Genomic DNA, 13,942 nt, shown 5'->3' with positions numbered 1-13,942 from the left:
CTGGGGCAACCCGTGCTTTCAGCCATTTCCTGCCGTGCAGGCCCGCCGTTCAGCCGGGTTTTGTCCCGACAAAAAAACACAATGGGCCCCTCTGAAACCTCATTGATTGCGTGCCCCATGCAGACTACCCATAGCGTTTTGATGATTCGCCCCACGCGTTTTTCGTTCAACCAGGACACTGCCGGCAACAACCATTTCCAGCGCCCCCCCGGTGCCGCCGAAGACGTGCAGGCCAAGGCCCTGCAGGAGTTCGACGGCTACGTCGCGACGCTGCGCGAGCATGGGGTCCGGGTGCTGGTCCACGAAGACGGCGCCGCACCCCATACCCCGGATTCGATCTTTCCCAACAACTGCTGGAGCAGCCACCCCGACGGCACCCTGGTGCTGTACCCGATGCAGGGCCGCAACCGCCGCCTGGAGCGCTACAAGGGGGTACTGGCGCACCTGCACGAGCAGTACCAGGTGAACCGCACCCTGGATCTCACCTCCCTGGAGCAGGAGGAACTGTTCCTCGAAGGCACCGGCAGCATGGTCCTGGATCGCCAGCAGCGCATCTGCTACGCCGGCTACTCGACCCGCACCCATGCCCGGGCCCTGGACCAGCTGGTGGCGCACCTGGGTTACGAGCTGTGTGCCTTTCATGCCCGGGACCGCCAGGGTGAGCCGATCTATCACACCAACGTGATGATGAGCGTCGGCAGCCAGCTGGCGGTGGCCTGCCTGCTGGCCCTGGACGATGCACAGGAGCGGGCGGCCCTGCGCCAGCGCCTGGAAAGCAGCGGCAAACAGCTGCTGCCCTTGACCTGGGCCCAGCTGGAATCCTTCGCCGGCAATATGCTGGAAGTCCACAACAGTGCCGGCGAGCCGCTGCTGGTGATGTCCCGCAGTGCCTGGCGCTCCCTGGATGCCGAGCAGCGCCGGCTGATCGAGCGCCATGTGCAGCCGGTGCCGGTGAACATCGACACCATTGAACGCATCGGCGGCGGCAGCGCCCGCTGCATGCTGGCGGAAATCTACCTGCCCGAACGTCAACCTCAGCTGGAGCTCTCGCGATGATCGTCCGTCCCGCCACCCTGGCCGATTTGCCGGCGCTGCTGGCCCTGGCCCACAGTGCCGGTGCCGGCCTGACCACCTTGCCCGCCGACGCCGGGCGCCTGCGGTCACGCCTGCAATGGGCCGAGCAAACCTTCGCCGGCCAGGCCTCGCGGGCCGATGCCGACTACCTGTTCGTGCTGCAAAGCGCGCAGGGCGAAGTGGTCGGCATCTGCGCCCTGGCCGGCGCTGTGGGCCTGCGCGAGCCCTGGTACAACTACCGGGTCGGGCTGTTTGTCGCGGCCTCGAAAAACCTGGGGATCAACCAGCAACTGCCGACCCTGTTCCTGGGCAACGACATGACCGGCCATTCGGAACTGTGCTCGCTGTTCCTGCATGCCGACCACCGCCAGGGGCTCAACGGGCGCCTGCTGTCCAAGGCGCGCTTCCTGTTCCTGGCCGAGTTCCGCGAGCTTTTCGGCGACAAGGTGATCGCCGAGATGCGTGGCTATTCCGACGAGCAGGGTGTGTCGCCGTTCTGGGAAGGCCTGGGCCGGCACTTTTTCAAGATGGATTTCGCCGACGCCGACTACCTCACCGGCCTTGGCAACAAGACCTTCATCGCCGAGCTGATGCCCAAGTTTCCCTTGCCCACCTGCCTGCTGCCGGAGCCGGCACGGGCAGTGATCGGCCGGGTGCACCCCAATACCGAACCGGCCCTGGGCATGCTCAAGGCCGAAGGTTTTGCCTTCAAGGACTACATCGACATCTTCGACGGCGGGCCCCTGATCGAATGCGCCACCGGCGACATCCGCGCAGTGCGCGACAGCCAGGTGCTGCAACTGAGCATCGGCACCCCGGGGGAGCAGGCCCAGCCCTACCTGGTCCACAACCGCCAGTTCGCCGACTGCCGGATCAGCGTGGCGGCGGCGCGGGTCGCCGCCGGCACCCTGATTGTCAGCCGTGACAGCGCCCGGGCCCTGGGGTTGCCGGCCGGGGCCTCGGTGCGGGCGGTGAGCCTGGCGGTGCCGGCGCGGCAAATGTCCGCAGCCTAGAAGCGTCGTGGCGCGAGCGCCGCTACAATGGCGCTCGAATTTTCTGCCGGCGAGGCACCATGGACATCGATCTGGCCCGCACCTTCCTGGAAATCGTCCGCAGCGGCAGCCTGATCGCTGCTGCCGAGCGCCTGCACCTGACCCAGACCGCCATCAGCGCCAGGGTGCAGAACCTGGAAGGCCAGCTCAATTGCAAGCTGCTGGTGCGCAACCGCGCCGGCGCCCGGCCCACCGCCGACGGCGAGGCCTTCATCAGCTACGCCAACCAACTGGTGCAGACCTGGGAGGCAGCCCAGCGCGACCTGCCGCTGCTGGCCGGCTACCGCAATGTGCTGCACATCGGCGGCGAGCTGAGCCTGTGCAGCCCGCTGATGCTCAACTGGGTGCGGCGCCTGCGCCAGGCGTTGCCCAACCACGCCGTGCGCACTCAGATCGGCGAAGGCGCCAGCTTGCAGCGGCAACTGGAGCTGGGCGTGCTGGACGCCGCGCTGGTGTTCCAGCCGCTGTACTCGCCGGGCTTGCAGGTGGAGCAGTTACTGGAGGAAAAACTGATCCAGGTGCGCTTGGCCGGGCGCCCCGAGCCCTATGTGTACATCGATTGGGGCGAGGACTTTCGCCGCCAGCACGACGCCGCGCTACCTGCGCAGGCCAAGGCGGCAGTGGGCTTCAACCTCGGGCCGCTGGCCCTGCAGTTCATCCTCGATGCCGGTGGCAGCGGCTATTTCCGCACACGGGTGGTGCAGAGCTACCTGGACAGCGGTGTGCTGGAGCGGGTGGAAAAAGCCCCGGAGTTCAACTTCCCCACCTACCTGCTGTACGCCCGCGAGCGCGATACCCCAGAGCTGCAACAGGCGTTCGCGGTACTGCGGGAAGTGATAGAAAGCGACACCGACTGGTCCCAGCGCTGGTCGCCGATGGTCTGAAACCCGGCAACCTGGCAGGCGAGGAGGCCCTTGAGTGATGGGCTGTCCTTGAGGGCGCCTTGGCGGGCAAGCCGGCGCCTGGCGCTGGCTGTCAGCGGCGTGAGGCGAGCACCTGGCCGATGCTGCGGCGCCGGGCGTGGGCTTCGCTGGCATGAATCAGCTGTTCGAGGTCTTCGGGGGTGACGTCGAAGAACTCCTCCATCTCCGCCAGGGCCAGTTTCAGGTCCTGGGCCGTGATCGCCAGGCTGTCGCTGGCAGCGGTTGCTGGCAGGAGCGCCGGAGCTTCGCTGGGGCCCTTGGGGTAACGGGTGCGCGTCAGGTTGTTGTAGGCCAGGGCGCTGAGCAACAGGCTGGCGGCGGCCAGCATCACCGGCCCCAGCTCGTACCAGTCCAGGGCCACGCTGGCCGGGTCCGCCAGTACCAGGGTCAGGGCCAGGGCGCCGGCCGGCGGGTGCAGGCAGCGCAACCAGCACATCAGCACCAGGGCCATGCCCGCCGCCAGGCAGGCACTGCCCAAGGTACGGCCCAGTACATGGGCCACCGCCAAGGCCATGACGGCGGCACAGAGGTAGCCGCCAAGAATCGACCAGGGCTGGGCCAGGGCGCCTGAAGACACCGCGAACAGCAGCACCGCCGACGCGCCCAGAGGGCCGATCAGGTGCAGGGCCACCGGCATGCCGAAGACCTGGGCACAGAGCCAGACACTGAACAGGGTGCCCAGGGCCATGCCGATGGCGGCGCGGCTCCATTCCAGTGGGCGGGTATTGATGGCGGCGGGTTTCCAGCGGGCGAACATCGGTAAACGCTTTCCAATCCAGAACGACAGGCAAAAAGAAGGGCTTGCCTGGATGACCAGAAAGCCCTTGAACGTTCCAACATTTGGGGAGGAACCGGCACAGTGTGCCGAGGAATCTTGCGCCTGACAAATTCATAATAATGCTGCTTCAGTGCATTTGTTTTGCACTTAAATACGACAGCCCCTGTAGGAGCCGGCTTGCCGGCGAAGAGGCCCTTGAGTGTGGTGTAGCCCTGGCGGACGCCTTCGCTGGGAAGCCAGCGAAGGCAGCCAATTTCTCACCGGTTTCTACAGCGTAAGGCGCATGGCGCAGCGGCGCGCCGCGGGCAGGCCGTACCGGGCTTCATCGGCCAGCACCTGGCACAGCCGTGGGCCCAATTGCGCCTGTTCGAGGGTGACAAAGCCCTGGCGCTGGTAGAAGGGTTCGTTCCAGGGCAGTTCGCGAAAGGTGCTCAGGGTTAGGGCTTCAAGCTGCTGCTCCAGAGCGTATTGCCGCGCCGCCTGCAGCAGGCGCTTGCCGATGCCCTGGCCCTGGTGAGCGCGGGCGACGGAAATCTCCCACACATGCAGTTCCCGGTCGCAGGCTTCGGCGTTGAGAAAGGCGCAAGGGATGTCATCCGCCGTCACCGCCACCCAGACCGGGTGGCGCTGGATATTGGCGCGGTGGCTCGGTACGTCGGCCACTGCGGCGTCTGCCAGCCAGGCCAGTTGCGCATCGGAGCGAAACAGTTCGGCAGCGCAGGTTTCAATGGCGGGAAGAAAGTCGGCGTCGGTCACCCGCGCCCGGCGGATCTCAATAGTCATGGGCGCGAGTGTAGGCAGCGGGCAGGGGCCGTGCAACGCTTTCAGGGTTGCGCGGCGGTTGGCCCGGTCAGGTGCAGGAGGACGAAGTCGTTCTTGTCGAAACGCCCGCTCAACACCGGCTTCAGGTCGGCCAGCGGCGTATTCTGCAGGCTGGCCAGGTCGCTCTGATCGAGGATGACCCAGGCCGGGCCGGGTACCTGAGCCAGGGCGTCTGGGCTTTCGGTGAACTGCGGTTGCAGATCCCGGTCCAGGTTGACCATGAACTTGATGGCCTTGGCGTCCTTGCCCATGCGGTGCAGGACCACCGGTGCCGGGTCGGCCTCGATCAGTTGCATGGCGCTGTGGCTGAAGGTGCGCGTGTCATAGAGACGGTGCTCCACCGGCTCGAAGACTCCGATGTAGCAGGCCCAGACTGCCAGCACTGCGCTGTAGGCCAGGCCCACGGCGCGCCACTGGCGCTTGAACAGCAGCCCCAGGGACAACAGCTGCAACAGGCCGAGCACCAGCAGCATCGGCGTCAACGAGTCGAGCTGCTCGGGGAATTTGCGCCGTAGCACCAGCAAGCCGATGATCAGCAACCCCGGCAGCAGCAGCCACAGGCCCTGGATCGCCCCGCGCAGCCAGGCCAGCAGCCGTCCGCGGCCGGCCTGGAACGGATAGGCGGCAATGATCGCCGCCATGGGCAGCATCGGCAGCAGGTAGCGAGCCTTTTTCGCCTGGGGAATCGACAGGCCGATCATCACGATCAACCCGGCCGCGGTGCACAGGCGCAACAGTTTCAGGCCCGGGCCCTGTTCCGTGGCGCGGGTCAGCAGCACGGCCAGCCACGCCAGGATCGCCAGGGGGTAGGCCAGGGCGTAGTTGCCCAGGGAACTGGTGAAGTAATAGAAGACATCGCTGGAGCCTTCGCTGCCGTCCATGCGCCCCATGAACTGCATGCGGATCACATCGTCGACGAAGGCCTGGCCGCCACTGAGCTTGGCCAGCCACAGCAGCAGGCCGACGCAGGCCACCAGCAGCGCCAGGGCGCTGAAACCGACGCTGAACAGCCGCCGCCACTGGCCATTGAGCAGGTAGTAGCTGCATAGCATGCCGGTGGGAATCACCAGGCCGATGGGCCCGCGAATGGCAAAGCCCAGCACCAGCAGGAGGAAGATCCAGCCCAGGCGCCGGCGGGTACCGAAATGGTCATGGGCGTAGCCCAGGTAGAACACGGCCAGGGACACCGCAGCCAGCATCTGGTCCAGGGACACGGCGCGGGTTTCACTGATAAAGGTGTTGCTGAGCAACAGCAGGGCAACGCTGAGCAGGGCCCAGGTGCGGGAATAGGGCGCCAATAGGCGATAGATCAGGCTGACGATCAAGGCCGAGGCGATGGCCGTGGGCAACCAGGCGGTAAGGCTGGTGACTTGCCCCCCTGGCAGGGAGAACAGCCAGACCAGCAGGGTCGAGGCGCTGGAGTAGTCGGCGTAGGGCTGGCCGTAGGTGGTGGGGAAGAACCCCGGCCCGTGGCGCAGCATTTCCTTGGCAAACAGCACGAAGCGCGAATCGAAGCCGATCGCCGACTGGTGGTCGGCGCCGACGCAGAACAGCAGCAGGGCCAGCAACCCCAGCCCCAACGATTGCCAAAGAAGAGTGTTCGAAGGGGAGGAGTGACTGGTGTTCATTCAGGCCTCAGCAGACCACTGCTGGTGGGGGATCGGCAGGTTGCGCGATTCACCGCGGCCAATCGGGAAGTAGGTGAAGCCGTTGCGCGCCAGGCGCTCGGCGTCGTACAGGTTGCGCCCGTCGAAGATCACCGGCGCCTTGAGACGCTGCTGGATCAGGTCGAAATCCGGTGCCTTGAACTGCTGCCACTCGGTGCAGATGACCAGGGCGTCGGCGCCCACCAGTACCGATTCCGGGGTGCCCATGAGCATCAGGCGCGACTCGTCCGGGTACAGGCGCTGGGTTTCCTGCATGGCTTCCGGGTCGAAGGCCCGCACCTGGGCACCGGCGGCGAACAGCGCATCGAGCAGCACCCGGCTCGGGGCGTCGCGCATGTCGTCGGTGTTGGGCTTGAATGCCAGGCCCCACAGGGCAAAGGTCTTGCCTTTGAGGTCGCCCTTGTAGAACGCCTTGATGCGTTCGAACAGCTTGTGCTTCTGCCGCTCGTTGATGGCTTCCACGGCTTGCAACAGGTCGCTGGAGCAGTGGGCTTGCTGGGCACTGTGGATCAGCGCACGCATGTCCTTGGGGAAGCACGAGCCGCCGTAGCCGCAGCCCGGGTAGATGAAGTGGTAGCCAATGCGGGTGTCGGCGCCGATGCCCAGGCGCACCGCTTCGATGTCGGCCCCCAGGTGCTCGGCCAGTTCGGCGATCTGGTTGATGAAGCTGATCTTGGTCGCCAGCATGCAGTTGGCGGCGTACTTGGTCAGCTCGGCGCTGCGCAGGTCCATGAACATGATGCGGTCATGGTTGCGGTTGAACGGTGCGTACAGGTCGCGCATCACATCGCGCACTTCTTCGCGCTCGCAGCCGATGATGATCCGGTCCGGCCGGCGGCAGTCGGTGACCGCCGAGCCTTCCTTGAGGAATTCCGGGTTGGAGACGATATCGAATTGCAGCGCACGGCCATCCAGGACCTTCTCGATGTGGGCCTTCAAGGTGTCGCCCGTGCCCACCGGTACGGTGGATTTTTCCACCAGGATTACCGGCTGCTCACGGTGGCGGGCCACCGCGTCGCCCACTGACAGCACGTAGCGCAGGTCCGCCGAACCGTCTTCGCTGGAGGGCGTGCCCACGGCGATGAACAGCACCTGGCCATGCTGCACCGCGAGTTTTTCATCGTGGGTGAAGTGCAGGCGCTTGGCTTCGAGGTTTTCCTTGACCAGGCTGGCCAGCCCCGGCTCGAAGATGCTCACGTGTCCCTGTTGCAGCTGTTTGACCTTTTGCTCGTCGATGTCCATGCAGATGACATCGTGGCCGACTTCAGCCAACACGGCAGCCTGTACGAGGCCGACGTAACCACTTCCAAATACACTGATTTTCATGGGGTATTCCTGGGACTTGTCGCGGGTGCAGATCGAGAGTTGATGGTGATGACCCCGAGGATGACCAGGGCCACCCCGAGGGTTTTGGAAAGCGTGAAGGGTTCGTTGAACAACGGCAGGCTGGCGGCCAGCAGGTAGACCAGGGCGTAGCTGATGCTGAGCAGCGAATAGGCCCGGCCCAGCGGCAGGTCGCGCAAGGCCAGCAGCCAACAGAGCATCGACAGCGCATAGGCAGCGATGGCCGCGGCCACCACCGCCAGGGCGGCCAGGTCGACGCTGCCGGCACTCAACGCCGGCAACCACTGATCCGGGGCGGGCAGGCGGGTCATGCTCCAGCGCATGCCCAACTGGGCGCCGCTGACCAGGGCCACGCTGCCCAGGGCGAAGGCAAATCCCTTGACCCGGCTCATGCGTGGCGACTCAACAGCAGCACGCCGCCGATCACCAGGGCCACGCCGAACCAGTGGCGCCGGTCGATGTGCTCACGGAATACGAAGTGGGCAATCAGGGTGATGAAGACGAAGTTCAGGCTGAGCATCGGGTAGGCCACGCCCACCTCCATGCGTTGCAGCACCAGGAGCCACACCAGCAGGCCTAGGCCGAGGCTGAACAGAGCCAGCCACAGCCAGCCCGAGCGCAGTTTCTGCAGGGCGCTGGAAGGCTGGCCGCGCCAGCTTTCCACGGCGAACTTCTGCGCCACCTGGCCCAGGCAGGTCAGCCCGCAGGCCAGCAACAAAAGCAGCAGGCTCATGGCTGGCTCTGGGGAATGATGAAGATCACGATATTGCCTTGCTCATAGCGCTTGGCATCCTTGGGCAGCAGCTCGACTTCATGTTCCTCGTCGCTGCTCTTGACCCGCATCACCACGCCGATCGAGCCCTGCTTGCGGGCCTCGGCGATCCACGGCTGGACCTGATTGAGGTCGACCTTGCGCGCGGCAGTGTCTTCGTAGCCCAGGCCGTATTTCACTTCGCCTTCGGTGTTGTACAGGGTCACGTCAGGGCGCCGCAGGCGCCAGGCCAGGGCGGAAGCAGCTCCCAGGTCGTTGCTCAGCAGGGCCTTGGCCTGGCCCAGCTCGGCCACGTGATCGATGATGAACTGGTCGGGGATCTTGTTGTAGACCACCGAGTTGGGCAGCGCTGCCGGGGCCAGGGCCACCAGCAGGAAGCTGCCCAGGGCCGGCGGCGCCCACAGGGTCAGGGGGCGCATGGCTTGCAGCAGGTTGCTGAGGATCCAGCCCAGCAGCAACACATACACCAGCACCAGGTGCTGCGGCTCGTCCACATACACCGGCTTTTTCATCTGGAAGTACACCAGGGCCAGCAGCCCCAGCAGGCCGGCCACCAGGTTGAGCACGCCGTTGAATGCCAGCAGCCGGGTCTTGCCGGCAGCCAGGCGGTCCACCAGGGTGTTGCCCATCAACAGCGCCAGGGGCAACAGGCACGGCAGGATATAGGCCGGCAGCTTGCCCTTGCTCAGGCTGAAGAAGGCCAGGGGCAGCACCAGCCACAGCAGCAGGAAGCCGCTGCTGTTCTGGCGCCGCTGTTGCCAGGCCTGCTTCAGGCCGGCCGGCAGCAGCAGCACCCAGGGCACGCTGAACCCCACCAGCAACGGCAGGTAGTACCACCAGGGCGAGGCGTGCTGGGCATCATCACCGGCAAAACGGCGGATGTGCTCGTGCCAGAAGAAGAAACGCCAGTAGTCCGGTTCCTGGGAGTGCACCGCCAGGGCCCAGGGCAGGCTGATGAGAATGGCCACCAGCACACCGATGCCGCCATAGATCAGCAGCGAGCGCAGGCGCTTCTGCCAGATGGCGTAGGGCAGGGCCACCAGCACCGGCAGCAGCCAGGCCAGAAAGCCCTTGGTCATGAAGCCCATACCGCAGGCCAGGCCCAGCGCCACCCAGGCCAGCACCTGGCCGCGGGTTGTCCGGCAGTCGAAGGTGAACCACAGCGCCACCAGGCTCAGGTTGACCCAGAAGGTGAATTGCGGATCGAGGTTGGCGTAGCCGGCCTGCAGCGCGACCACGGTAAAGCTCATGTAGAGCAGGGCGCTGGCCAGGCTCTTGCGCGGATCGTTCCACAGGCGCCGGGCCAGCAGGTAGGCCAGGACCACGCTCAGGCCGGTGCTCAGGGCCGAGGCCACGCGCACGCCAAACAGGTTGTCGCCAAACAGCGCCTGGCCGATGGCGATCATCCAGTAGCCGGCCACCGGTTTCTCAAAATAGCGGATGCCCATGAAGTGCGGCGACGCCCATTTGCCGGTCAGGAGCATTTCCTGGCTGATCTGCGCGTAGCGGGTTTCATCGGGAATCCACAGGCCGTGGGTGGCCAGGGGCAGCAGGTAGAACAGGCCGAACGCGATCAGCAGCAGCGGCAGAGCCCAACGTCTGGTCATGCGCCTTGCACTCCCAGCCAGCCTTCACGGCCTTCCAGCGCACCGCGCACCACCTTGCCCGCGGGCAGGCTGGCCAGATCCGCCGGGAGCATGTCGCCCAGGGGTTGGAAGTGGATGTCGCGCTGCCTGGCGCTGGCCAGCAGCTGGCGAAAATCGTTGGCCATGAGAATCCCTTCTACTTCTGCATGCACGGTATAGACGTTGAGTTTGTCCGGGCTGAACCGGTCGAGGATGTAACTGTTGAAATCCTTGGCGGCCACCACCGGCCCGACCACTTCGTCGAAGGTCGGCAGGTCCACCGGAATCTGTGGTGCGCCCAGGCTGCCGTCCGCCAGGCGTGGCAGGAACAGGCTCTGGCCGCGGCAGTCGCTGTTGTAGCGAAAGCCGAATTGCTGTTTGGCTTCGATGACGCGTTCGTCGGCGCGCCAACCGGCGGACGCCGAGCAGCTCACCGCTTGCCCGAGAATATCGTTGAGGCTGTCGACGCCACGGCGGATCTGTTCGACCAGCTGTGCCTGGCTCCAGCGCCCGGTATTGGCCTGCCAGCCGTGGTGATCCCAGGCGTGCAGGCCGACTTCATGACCGGCGGCCAGGGTCTGGCGCATCAAGTGCCCCAGGTCCCGGCCAATGGGTTTACCCGGCCAGGCCGTGCCGGCCAGGAGAATGTCCCAGCCGTACAGGCCCGCGGCATTGGACCGCAGCATTTTCCAGAGGAACTGCGGACGGATCAGGCGCCACAGGTGGCGCCCCATGTTGTCCGGCCCGACGCTGAAGAAGAAGGTGGCCTTGACCCCGGCTTCATCCAGCGATTCGAGCAGCCGTGGCACCCCCTCCCGGGTGCCGCGGTAGGTATCGACATCAATGCGCAGACCTGCCTGCATCAGCGTGCTTCTTGCTTGGCGCGGTCGGCGATTTCCAGCATCGCTTCACGCAGGAAGAAGTCCAGGGTATTGCCGATGGTTTCGCTCATTTCCACGGTCGGCTCCCAGTTCAGCAGGCGCTTGGCGTTGTCGATGCTTGGCTTGCGGTGTTCCACGTCCTGGTAGCCGGCACCGTAGAACGCCTTGCTCTCCACATCGCGGAAACCGGCGAACGGCGGGAAGTTGCCGCGCAGCGGGTGAGCTTCGAACTGGCGCAGCAGCTCTTCGCCCAGCTGACGGATGCTGGCTTCGTTGTCCGGGTTGCCGATGTTGATGATCTGGCCGTTGCAGCAGTCGTTTTCGTTGTCGACGATGCGTGCCAGGGCTTCGATGCCGTCGGCGATGTCGGTGAAGCAGCGCTTCTGCTCGCCACCGTCGAACAGACGGATCGGGGTGCCTTCCACCAGGTTGAGGATCAACTGGGTGATGGCCCGGGAGCTGCCGATGCGTGCCGAGTCCAGGCGGTCCAGGCGCGGGCCCATCCAGTTGAAGGGACGGAACAGGGTGAAGTTCAGGCCCTTGGCGCCGTAGGCCCAGATCACCCGGTCCAGCAGCTGCTTGGAGACCGAGTAGATCCAGCGCTGCTTGTTGATCGGGCCGACGATCAGGTTGGAGGTGTCTTCGTCGAAGTTCTTGTCCTGGCACATGCCATAGACTTCCGAAGTCGACGGGAAGATCACGCGCTTGTTGTACTTGACGCAGTAGCGAACCAGCTTGAGGTTCTCTTCGAAGTCCAGCTCGAACACGCGCAGCGGGTTGCGGGTGTACTCGATCGGGGTGGCGATGGCCACCAGTGGCAGGACCACGTCGCACTTCTTGATGTGATATTCGATCCACTCGGAGTGAATGCTGATATCGCCTTCGACGAAGTGGAAGTTCGGATGGCTGCGCAGGCGCTCGATGGCGTCGGAGCCGATGTCCAGGCCATAGACGTCGTACTTGTCGTCACGCAACAGGCGCTCGGACAGGTGGTTACCGATAAAGCCGTTGACGCCCAGGATCAGTACGCGGGTGCGACGTGGCTTGCGCCCCGATTCGGCGCCGCGCAGCAGGGAACCGTCCACCAGGCCCAGTTCGTTGGCCAGTTGCGGGCCACCCAGGAACAGGCCGTTGGCGTTGCGCTGGCCGGAGGTGATCACCAGGGAGTCCTGGCCACAGGCGATGCGCAGCGGGTCGACGCTGATGACCCGGCCCGGGGCCTGGCCTTCGTTGCCCTTGGCGACTTCGGCGCTCCAGACGATCAGCTTGTGCTCGCCCACGGCGCAGAAGGCGCCCGGGTAGGGTTGAGTCACGGCGCGCACCAGGTTGAACAGCTCTTCGGCCGGACGCTGCCAGTCGATCTTGCCGTCCGCCGCGGTGCGACGACCGAAGTAGCTGGCCTTGGACTCGTCCTGGGCGGTTTCGGTGATCTTGCCCTGGGCCAGTGCCGGCAGGGTGTCGCGCAGCAGGCTGGCGGCGGCGTCACGCAGTTTGTGGTGCAGGCTCAGCGCGGTGTCGCTGCGCTCGATGGCCACACGCTCCTGGGCAATGATGGCGCCGGCATCGGCACGCTTGACCATACGGTGCAGTGTCACGCCGGTTTCGGTTTCGCCCTTGACCAGCACCCAGTTGGCCGGTGCGCGGCCACGGTAGCGCGGCAGCAGCGAGCCGTGCAGGTTGAACGCGCCCTTGCTGGCAGTGGCCAGCAGCGGCTCGCTCAGCAGGTTGCGGTAATAGAAGGAGAACAGGTAGTCGGGGTTGAGCTTGGCGATGCGCTCGATCCACAGCGGGTGGTTGGCATCTTCCGGGGCATGCACGGCAATGCCCTTGCGGGCGCAGAGCTGGGCCACCGAGCCGTAGAAGGTGTTTTCCTTGGGGTCATCGGCGTGGGTGAACACGGCGGCGATCTCGTAACCTGCGTTGAGCAGGGCTTCGATGCCAGCACAGCCAATATCGTGGTAGGCGAAGACAACAGCTTTATTGCTCATGGCGAAACCTGATCAGTATGAGTGGAAGTTAAACCGTCGACAGTCACAGCAGGGGCCGGGGCCGCAGGCTGGCTGCGCAAGACTTTTTCGATGAAGAAACGCGGGCGGGCCCGCACGTCGCTGTACATGCGTCCCAGGTATTCACCCAAAAGACCCATGCCGATGAACTGGCCACCGGTGAACACGAACAGCACCGCGAACAGCACGAAGGTGCCGTCGCCGGCCCAGGTGGCGCCGAAGATCAGGCGCAGCACGATCAGCATCAGGGCAAACAGCGCGCCGAGGCCGGCCATGCCGAAACCGATGATGCTCAACAGCCGCAGGGGCGTGGTGGTCATGCAGGTGATCAAGTCGAACATCAGGTTGATCAGGCGCATCGGGCTGTACTTGGAGTCGCCGTGCTCGCGCTCGGCGTGCTCCACCAGCACCTCGGTGGTGTGCCGGGCAAAGCTGTTGGCCAGGATCGGGATGAAGGTGCTGCGCTCGGTGCAGGCCAGCATCGCGTCGATGATGGTGCGGCGATAGGCCCGCAGCATGCAGCCGTAGTCGCTCATGGCCACACCGGTGGAACGCTGCACGGCCAGGTTGATCAGCTTCGAGGGCCAGCGGCGGAACGCCGAGTCCTGCCGGTTGTTGCGCACGGTGCCGACCACGTCGTAGCCCAGTTCGGCCTGAGCCACCAGGCGCGGGATTTCCTCCGGCGGGTTCTGCAGGTCGGCGTCGAGGGTGATCACCACATCGCCGCGGCACTGCTCGAAGCCGGCCATGATCGCCGCATGCTGGCCGTAGTTGCGGTTGAGGATCACCGCCACTACCGGGCTGTCTTCGCGCTCGGCGGCAGCTTGCAGGATGTTCGCCGACTCGTCGCGGCTGCCGTCGTCCACCAGGACGATTTCAAACTCGTGCTTGAGCTGGCGGCAGGCCGCTTCGGTACGCCGCAACAGCTCGGGGAGGCTCTGTTCTTCGTTGTAGACCGGGATCACGATCGACACGAACTGAATCGGATAAGGTTTCAA

At 65.2% G+C, this 13,942-nt stretch carries 13 protein-coding genes; 3 read left to right on the top strand and 10 right to left on the bottom strand.

Features of this window, described 5'->3' with window-relative positions:
* Nucleotides 1-117 precede the first annotated feature (117 nt).
* From KI242_RS16055 to KI242_RS16045, 3 genes are read left to right on the top strand one after another with little or no spacing between them, the layout of a single operon-like run.
* On the top strand, nucleotides 118-1,056 hold the full coding sequence (locus KI242_RS16055) for an arginine deiminase-related protein (RefSeq protein ID WP_011061343.1): 939 nt from the start codon (nucleotides 118-120) through the stop codon (nucleotides 1,054-1,056).
* Entirely contained in the window at nucleotides 1,053-2,087 is a 1,035-nt protein-coding gene (gene astA, locus KI242_RS16050; protein WP_015635649.1) for an arginine N-succinyltransferase, read from the top strand. Before KI242_RS16055 ends, astA begins: the two co-directional genes overlap by 4 nt.
* 59 nt (nucleotides 2,088-2,146) lie before the next feature.
* On the top strand, nucleotides 2,147-3,010 hold the full coding sequence (locus tag KI242_RS16045) for a LysR family transcriptional regulator (RefSeq protein WP_011061341.1): 864 nt from the start codon (nucleotides 2,147-2,149) through the stop codon (nucleotides 3,008-3,010).
* Between the two features lie 91 nt (nucleotides 3,011-3,101).
* Here KI242_RS16045 and KI242_RS16040 read toward each other — a convergent pair whose 3' ends face one another.
* The 10 genes from KI242_RS16040 to arnC form a co-directional block, all read right to left on the bottom strand.
* A complete protein-coding gene (locus KI242_RS16040; RefSeq protein WP_015635647.1) occupies nucleotides 3,102-3,806 on the bottom strand; it encodes an HPP family protein in 705 nt (234 codons plus the stop codon).
* A gap of 288 nt (nucleotides 3,807-4,094) precedes the next feature.
* Complete coding sequence (locus KI242_RS16035) at nucleotides 4,095-4,610, bottom strand: GNAT family N-acetyltransferase (protein WP_019095581.1); 516 nt, start codon at nucleotides 4,608-4,610, stop codon at nucleotides 4,095-4,097.
* Nucleotides 4,611-4,651: 41 nt separating this feature from the next.
* Nucleotides 4,652-6,277 carry a phospholipid carrier-dependent glycosyltransferase gene (locus tag KI242_RS16030; protein ID WP_053151697.1) on the bottom strand — a complete coding sequence of 542 codons (1,626 nt, stop codon included), beginning with the start codon at nucleotides 6,275-6,277 and terminating at the stop codon, nucleotides 4,652-4,654.
* The gene (locus KI242_RS16025; RefSeq protein WP_011061338.1) at nucleotides 6,278-7,642 is read right to left on the bottom strand and encodes a UDP-glucose/GDP-mannose dehydrogenase family protein; all 1,365 of its coding nucleotides are present in this window, start codon (nucleotides 7,640-7,642) and stop codon (nucleotides 6,278-6,280) included.
* On the bottom strand, nucleotides 7,639-8,052 hold the full coding sequence (gene arnF, locus KI242_RS16020; protein WP_053151695.1) for a 4-amino-4-deoxy-L-arabinose-phosphoundecaprenol flippase subunit ArnF: 414 nt from the start codon (nucleotides 8,050-8,052) through the stop codon (nucleotides 7,639-7,641). The genes KI242_RS16025 and arnF overlap by 4 nt, the downstream gene beginning before the upstream one ends.
* A complete protein-coding gene (gene arnE / locus KI242_RS16015) occupies nucleotides 8,049-8,393 on the bottom strand; it encodes a 4-amino-4-deoxy-L-arabinose-phosphoundecaprenol flippase subunit ArnE (protein ID WP_011061336.1) in 345 nt (114 codons plus the stop codon). Before arnE ends, arnF begins: the two co-directional genes overlap by 4 nt.
* A complete protein-coding gene (gene arnT, locus KI242_RS16010) occupies nucleotides 8,390-10,039 on the bottom strand; it encodes a lipid IV(A) 4-amino-4-deoxy-L-arabinosyltransferase (protein ID WP_212805337.1) in 1,650 nt (549 codons plus the stop codon). Before arnT ends, arnE begins: the two co-directional genes overlap by 4 nt.
* The gene (arnD, locus tag KI242_RS16005; protein WP_015635642.1) at nucleotides 10,036-10,920 is read right to left on the bottom strand and encodes a 4-deoxy-4-formamido-L-arabinose-phosphoundecaprenol deformylase; all 885 of its coding nucleotides are present in this window, start codon (nucleotides 10,918-10,920) and stop codon (nucleotides 10,036-10,038) included. Before arnD ends, arnT begins: the two co-directional genes overlap by 4 nt.
* Complete coding sequence (arnA, locus tag KI242_RS16000) at nucleotides 10,920-12,926, bottom strand: bifunctional UDP-4-amino-4-deoxy-L-arabinose formyltransferase/UDP-glucuronic acid oxidase ArnA (protein ID WP_011061333.1); 2,007 nt, start codon at nucleotides 12,924-12,926, stop codon at nucleotides 10,920-10,922. Before arnA ends, arnD begins: the two co-directional genes overlap by 1 nt.
* Nucleotides 12,923-13,942: an undecaprenyl-phosphate 4-deoxy-4-formamido-L-arabinose transferase gene (arnC, locus tag KI242_RS15995; RefSeq protein ID WP_011061332.1), complete on the bottom strand. Its 1,020-nt coding sequence runs from the start codon at nucleotides 13,940-13,942 to the stop codon at nucleotides 12,923-12,925. The genes arnA and arnC overlap by 4 nt, the downstream gene beginning before the upstream one ends.

It is taken from the genome of Pseudomonas sp. Eqa60 (assembly GCF_018326405.1).
Classification (GTDB): Bacteria; Pseudomonadota; Gammaproteobacteria; order Pseudomonadales; family Pseudomonadaceae; genus Aquipseudomonas; species Aquipseudomonas protegens.
The sequence above is the reverse complement of the archived record's forward strand: the minus strand, read 5'-3'. Positions and strand labels throughout refer to the sequence as shown.

What these genes read in the sequence shown, in the direction of transcription:
- KI242_RS16055 (WP_011061343.1), top strand. Translation starts at nt 118, where the DNA reads ATGCAGACTACCCATAGCGTTTTGATGATTCGCCCCACGCGTTTTTCG.
- astA (WP_015635649.1), top strand. Translation starts at nt 1,053, where the DNA reads ATGATCGTCCGTCCCGCCACCCTGGCCGATTTGCCGGCGCTGCTGGCC.
- KI242_RS16045 (WP_011061341.1), top strand. Translation starts at nt 2,147, where the DNA reads ATGGACATCGATCTGGCCCGCACCTTCCTGGAAATCGTCCGCAGCGGC.
- KI242_RS16040 (WP_015635647.1), bottom strand. Translation starts at nt 3,806, where the DNA reads ATGTTCGCCCGCTGGAAACCCGCCGCCATCAATACCCGCCCACTGGAA.
- KI242_RS16035 (WP_019095581.1), bottom strand. Translation starts at nt 4,610, where the DNA reads ATGACTATTGAGATCCGCCGGGCGCGGGTGACCGACGCCGACTTTCTT.
- KI242_RS16030 (WP_053151697.1), bottom strand. Translation starts at nt 6,277, where the DNA reads ATGAACACCAGTCACTCCTCCCCTTCGAACACTCTTCTTTGGCAATCG.
- KI242_RS16025 (WP_011061338.1), bottom strand. Translation starts at nt 7,642, where the DNA reads ATGAAAATCAGTGTATTTGGAAGTGGTTACGTCGGCCTCGTACAGGCT.
- arnF (WP_053151695.1), bottom strand. Translation starts at nt 8,052, where the DNA reads ATGAGCCGGGTCAAGGGATTTGCCTTCGCCCTGGGCAGCGTGGCCCTG.
- arnE (WP_011061336.1), bottom strand. Translation starts at nt 8,393, where the DNA reads ATGAGCCTGCTGCTTTTGTTGCTGGCCTGCGGGCTGACCTGCCTGGGC.
- arnT (WP_212805337.1), bottom strand. Translation starts at nt 10,039, where the DNA reads ATGACCAGACGTTGGGCTCTGCCGCTGCTGCTGATCGCGTTCGGCCTG.
- arnD (WP_015635642.1), bottom strand. Translation starts at nt 10,920, where the DNA reads ATGCAGGCAGGTCTGCGCATTGATGTCGATACCTACCGCGGCACCCGG.
- arnA (WP_011061333.1), bottom strand. Translation starts at nt 12,926, where the DNA reads ATGAGCAATAAAGCTGTTGTCTTCGCCTACCACGATATTGGCTGTGCT.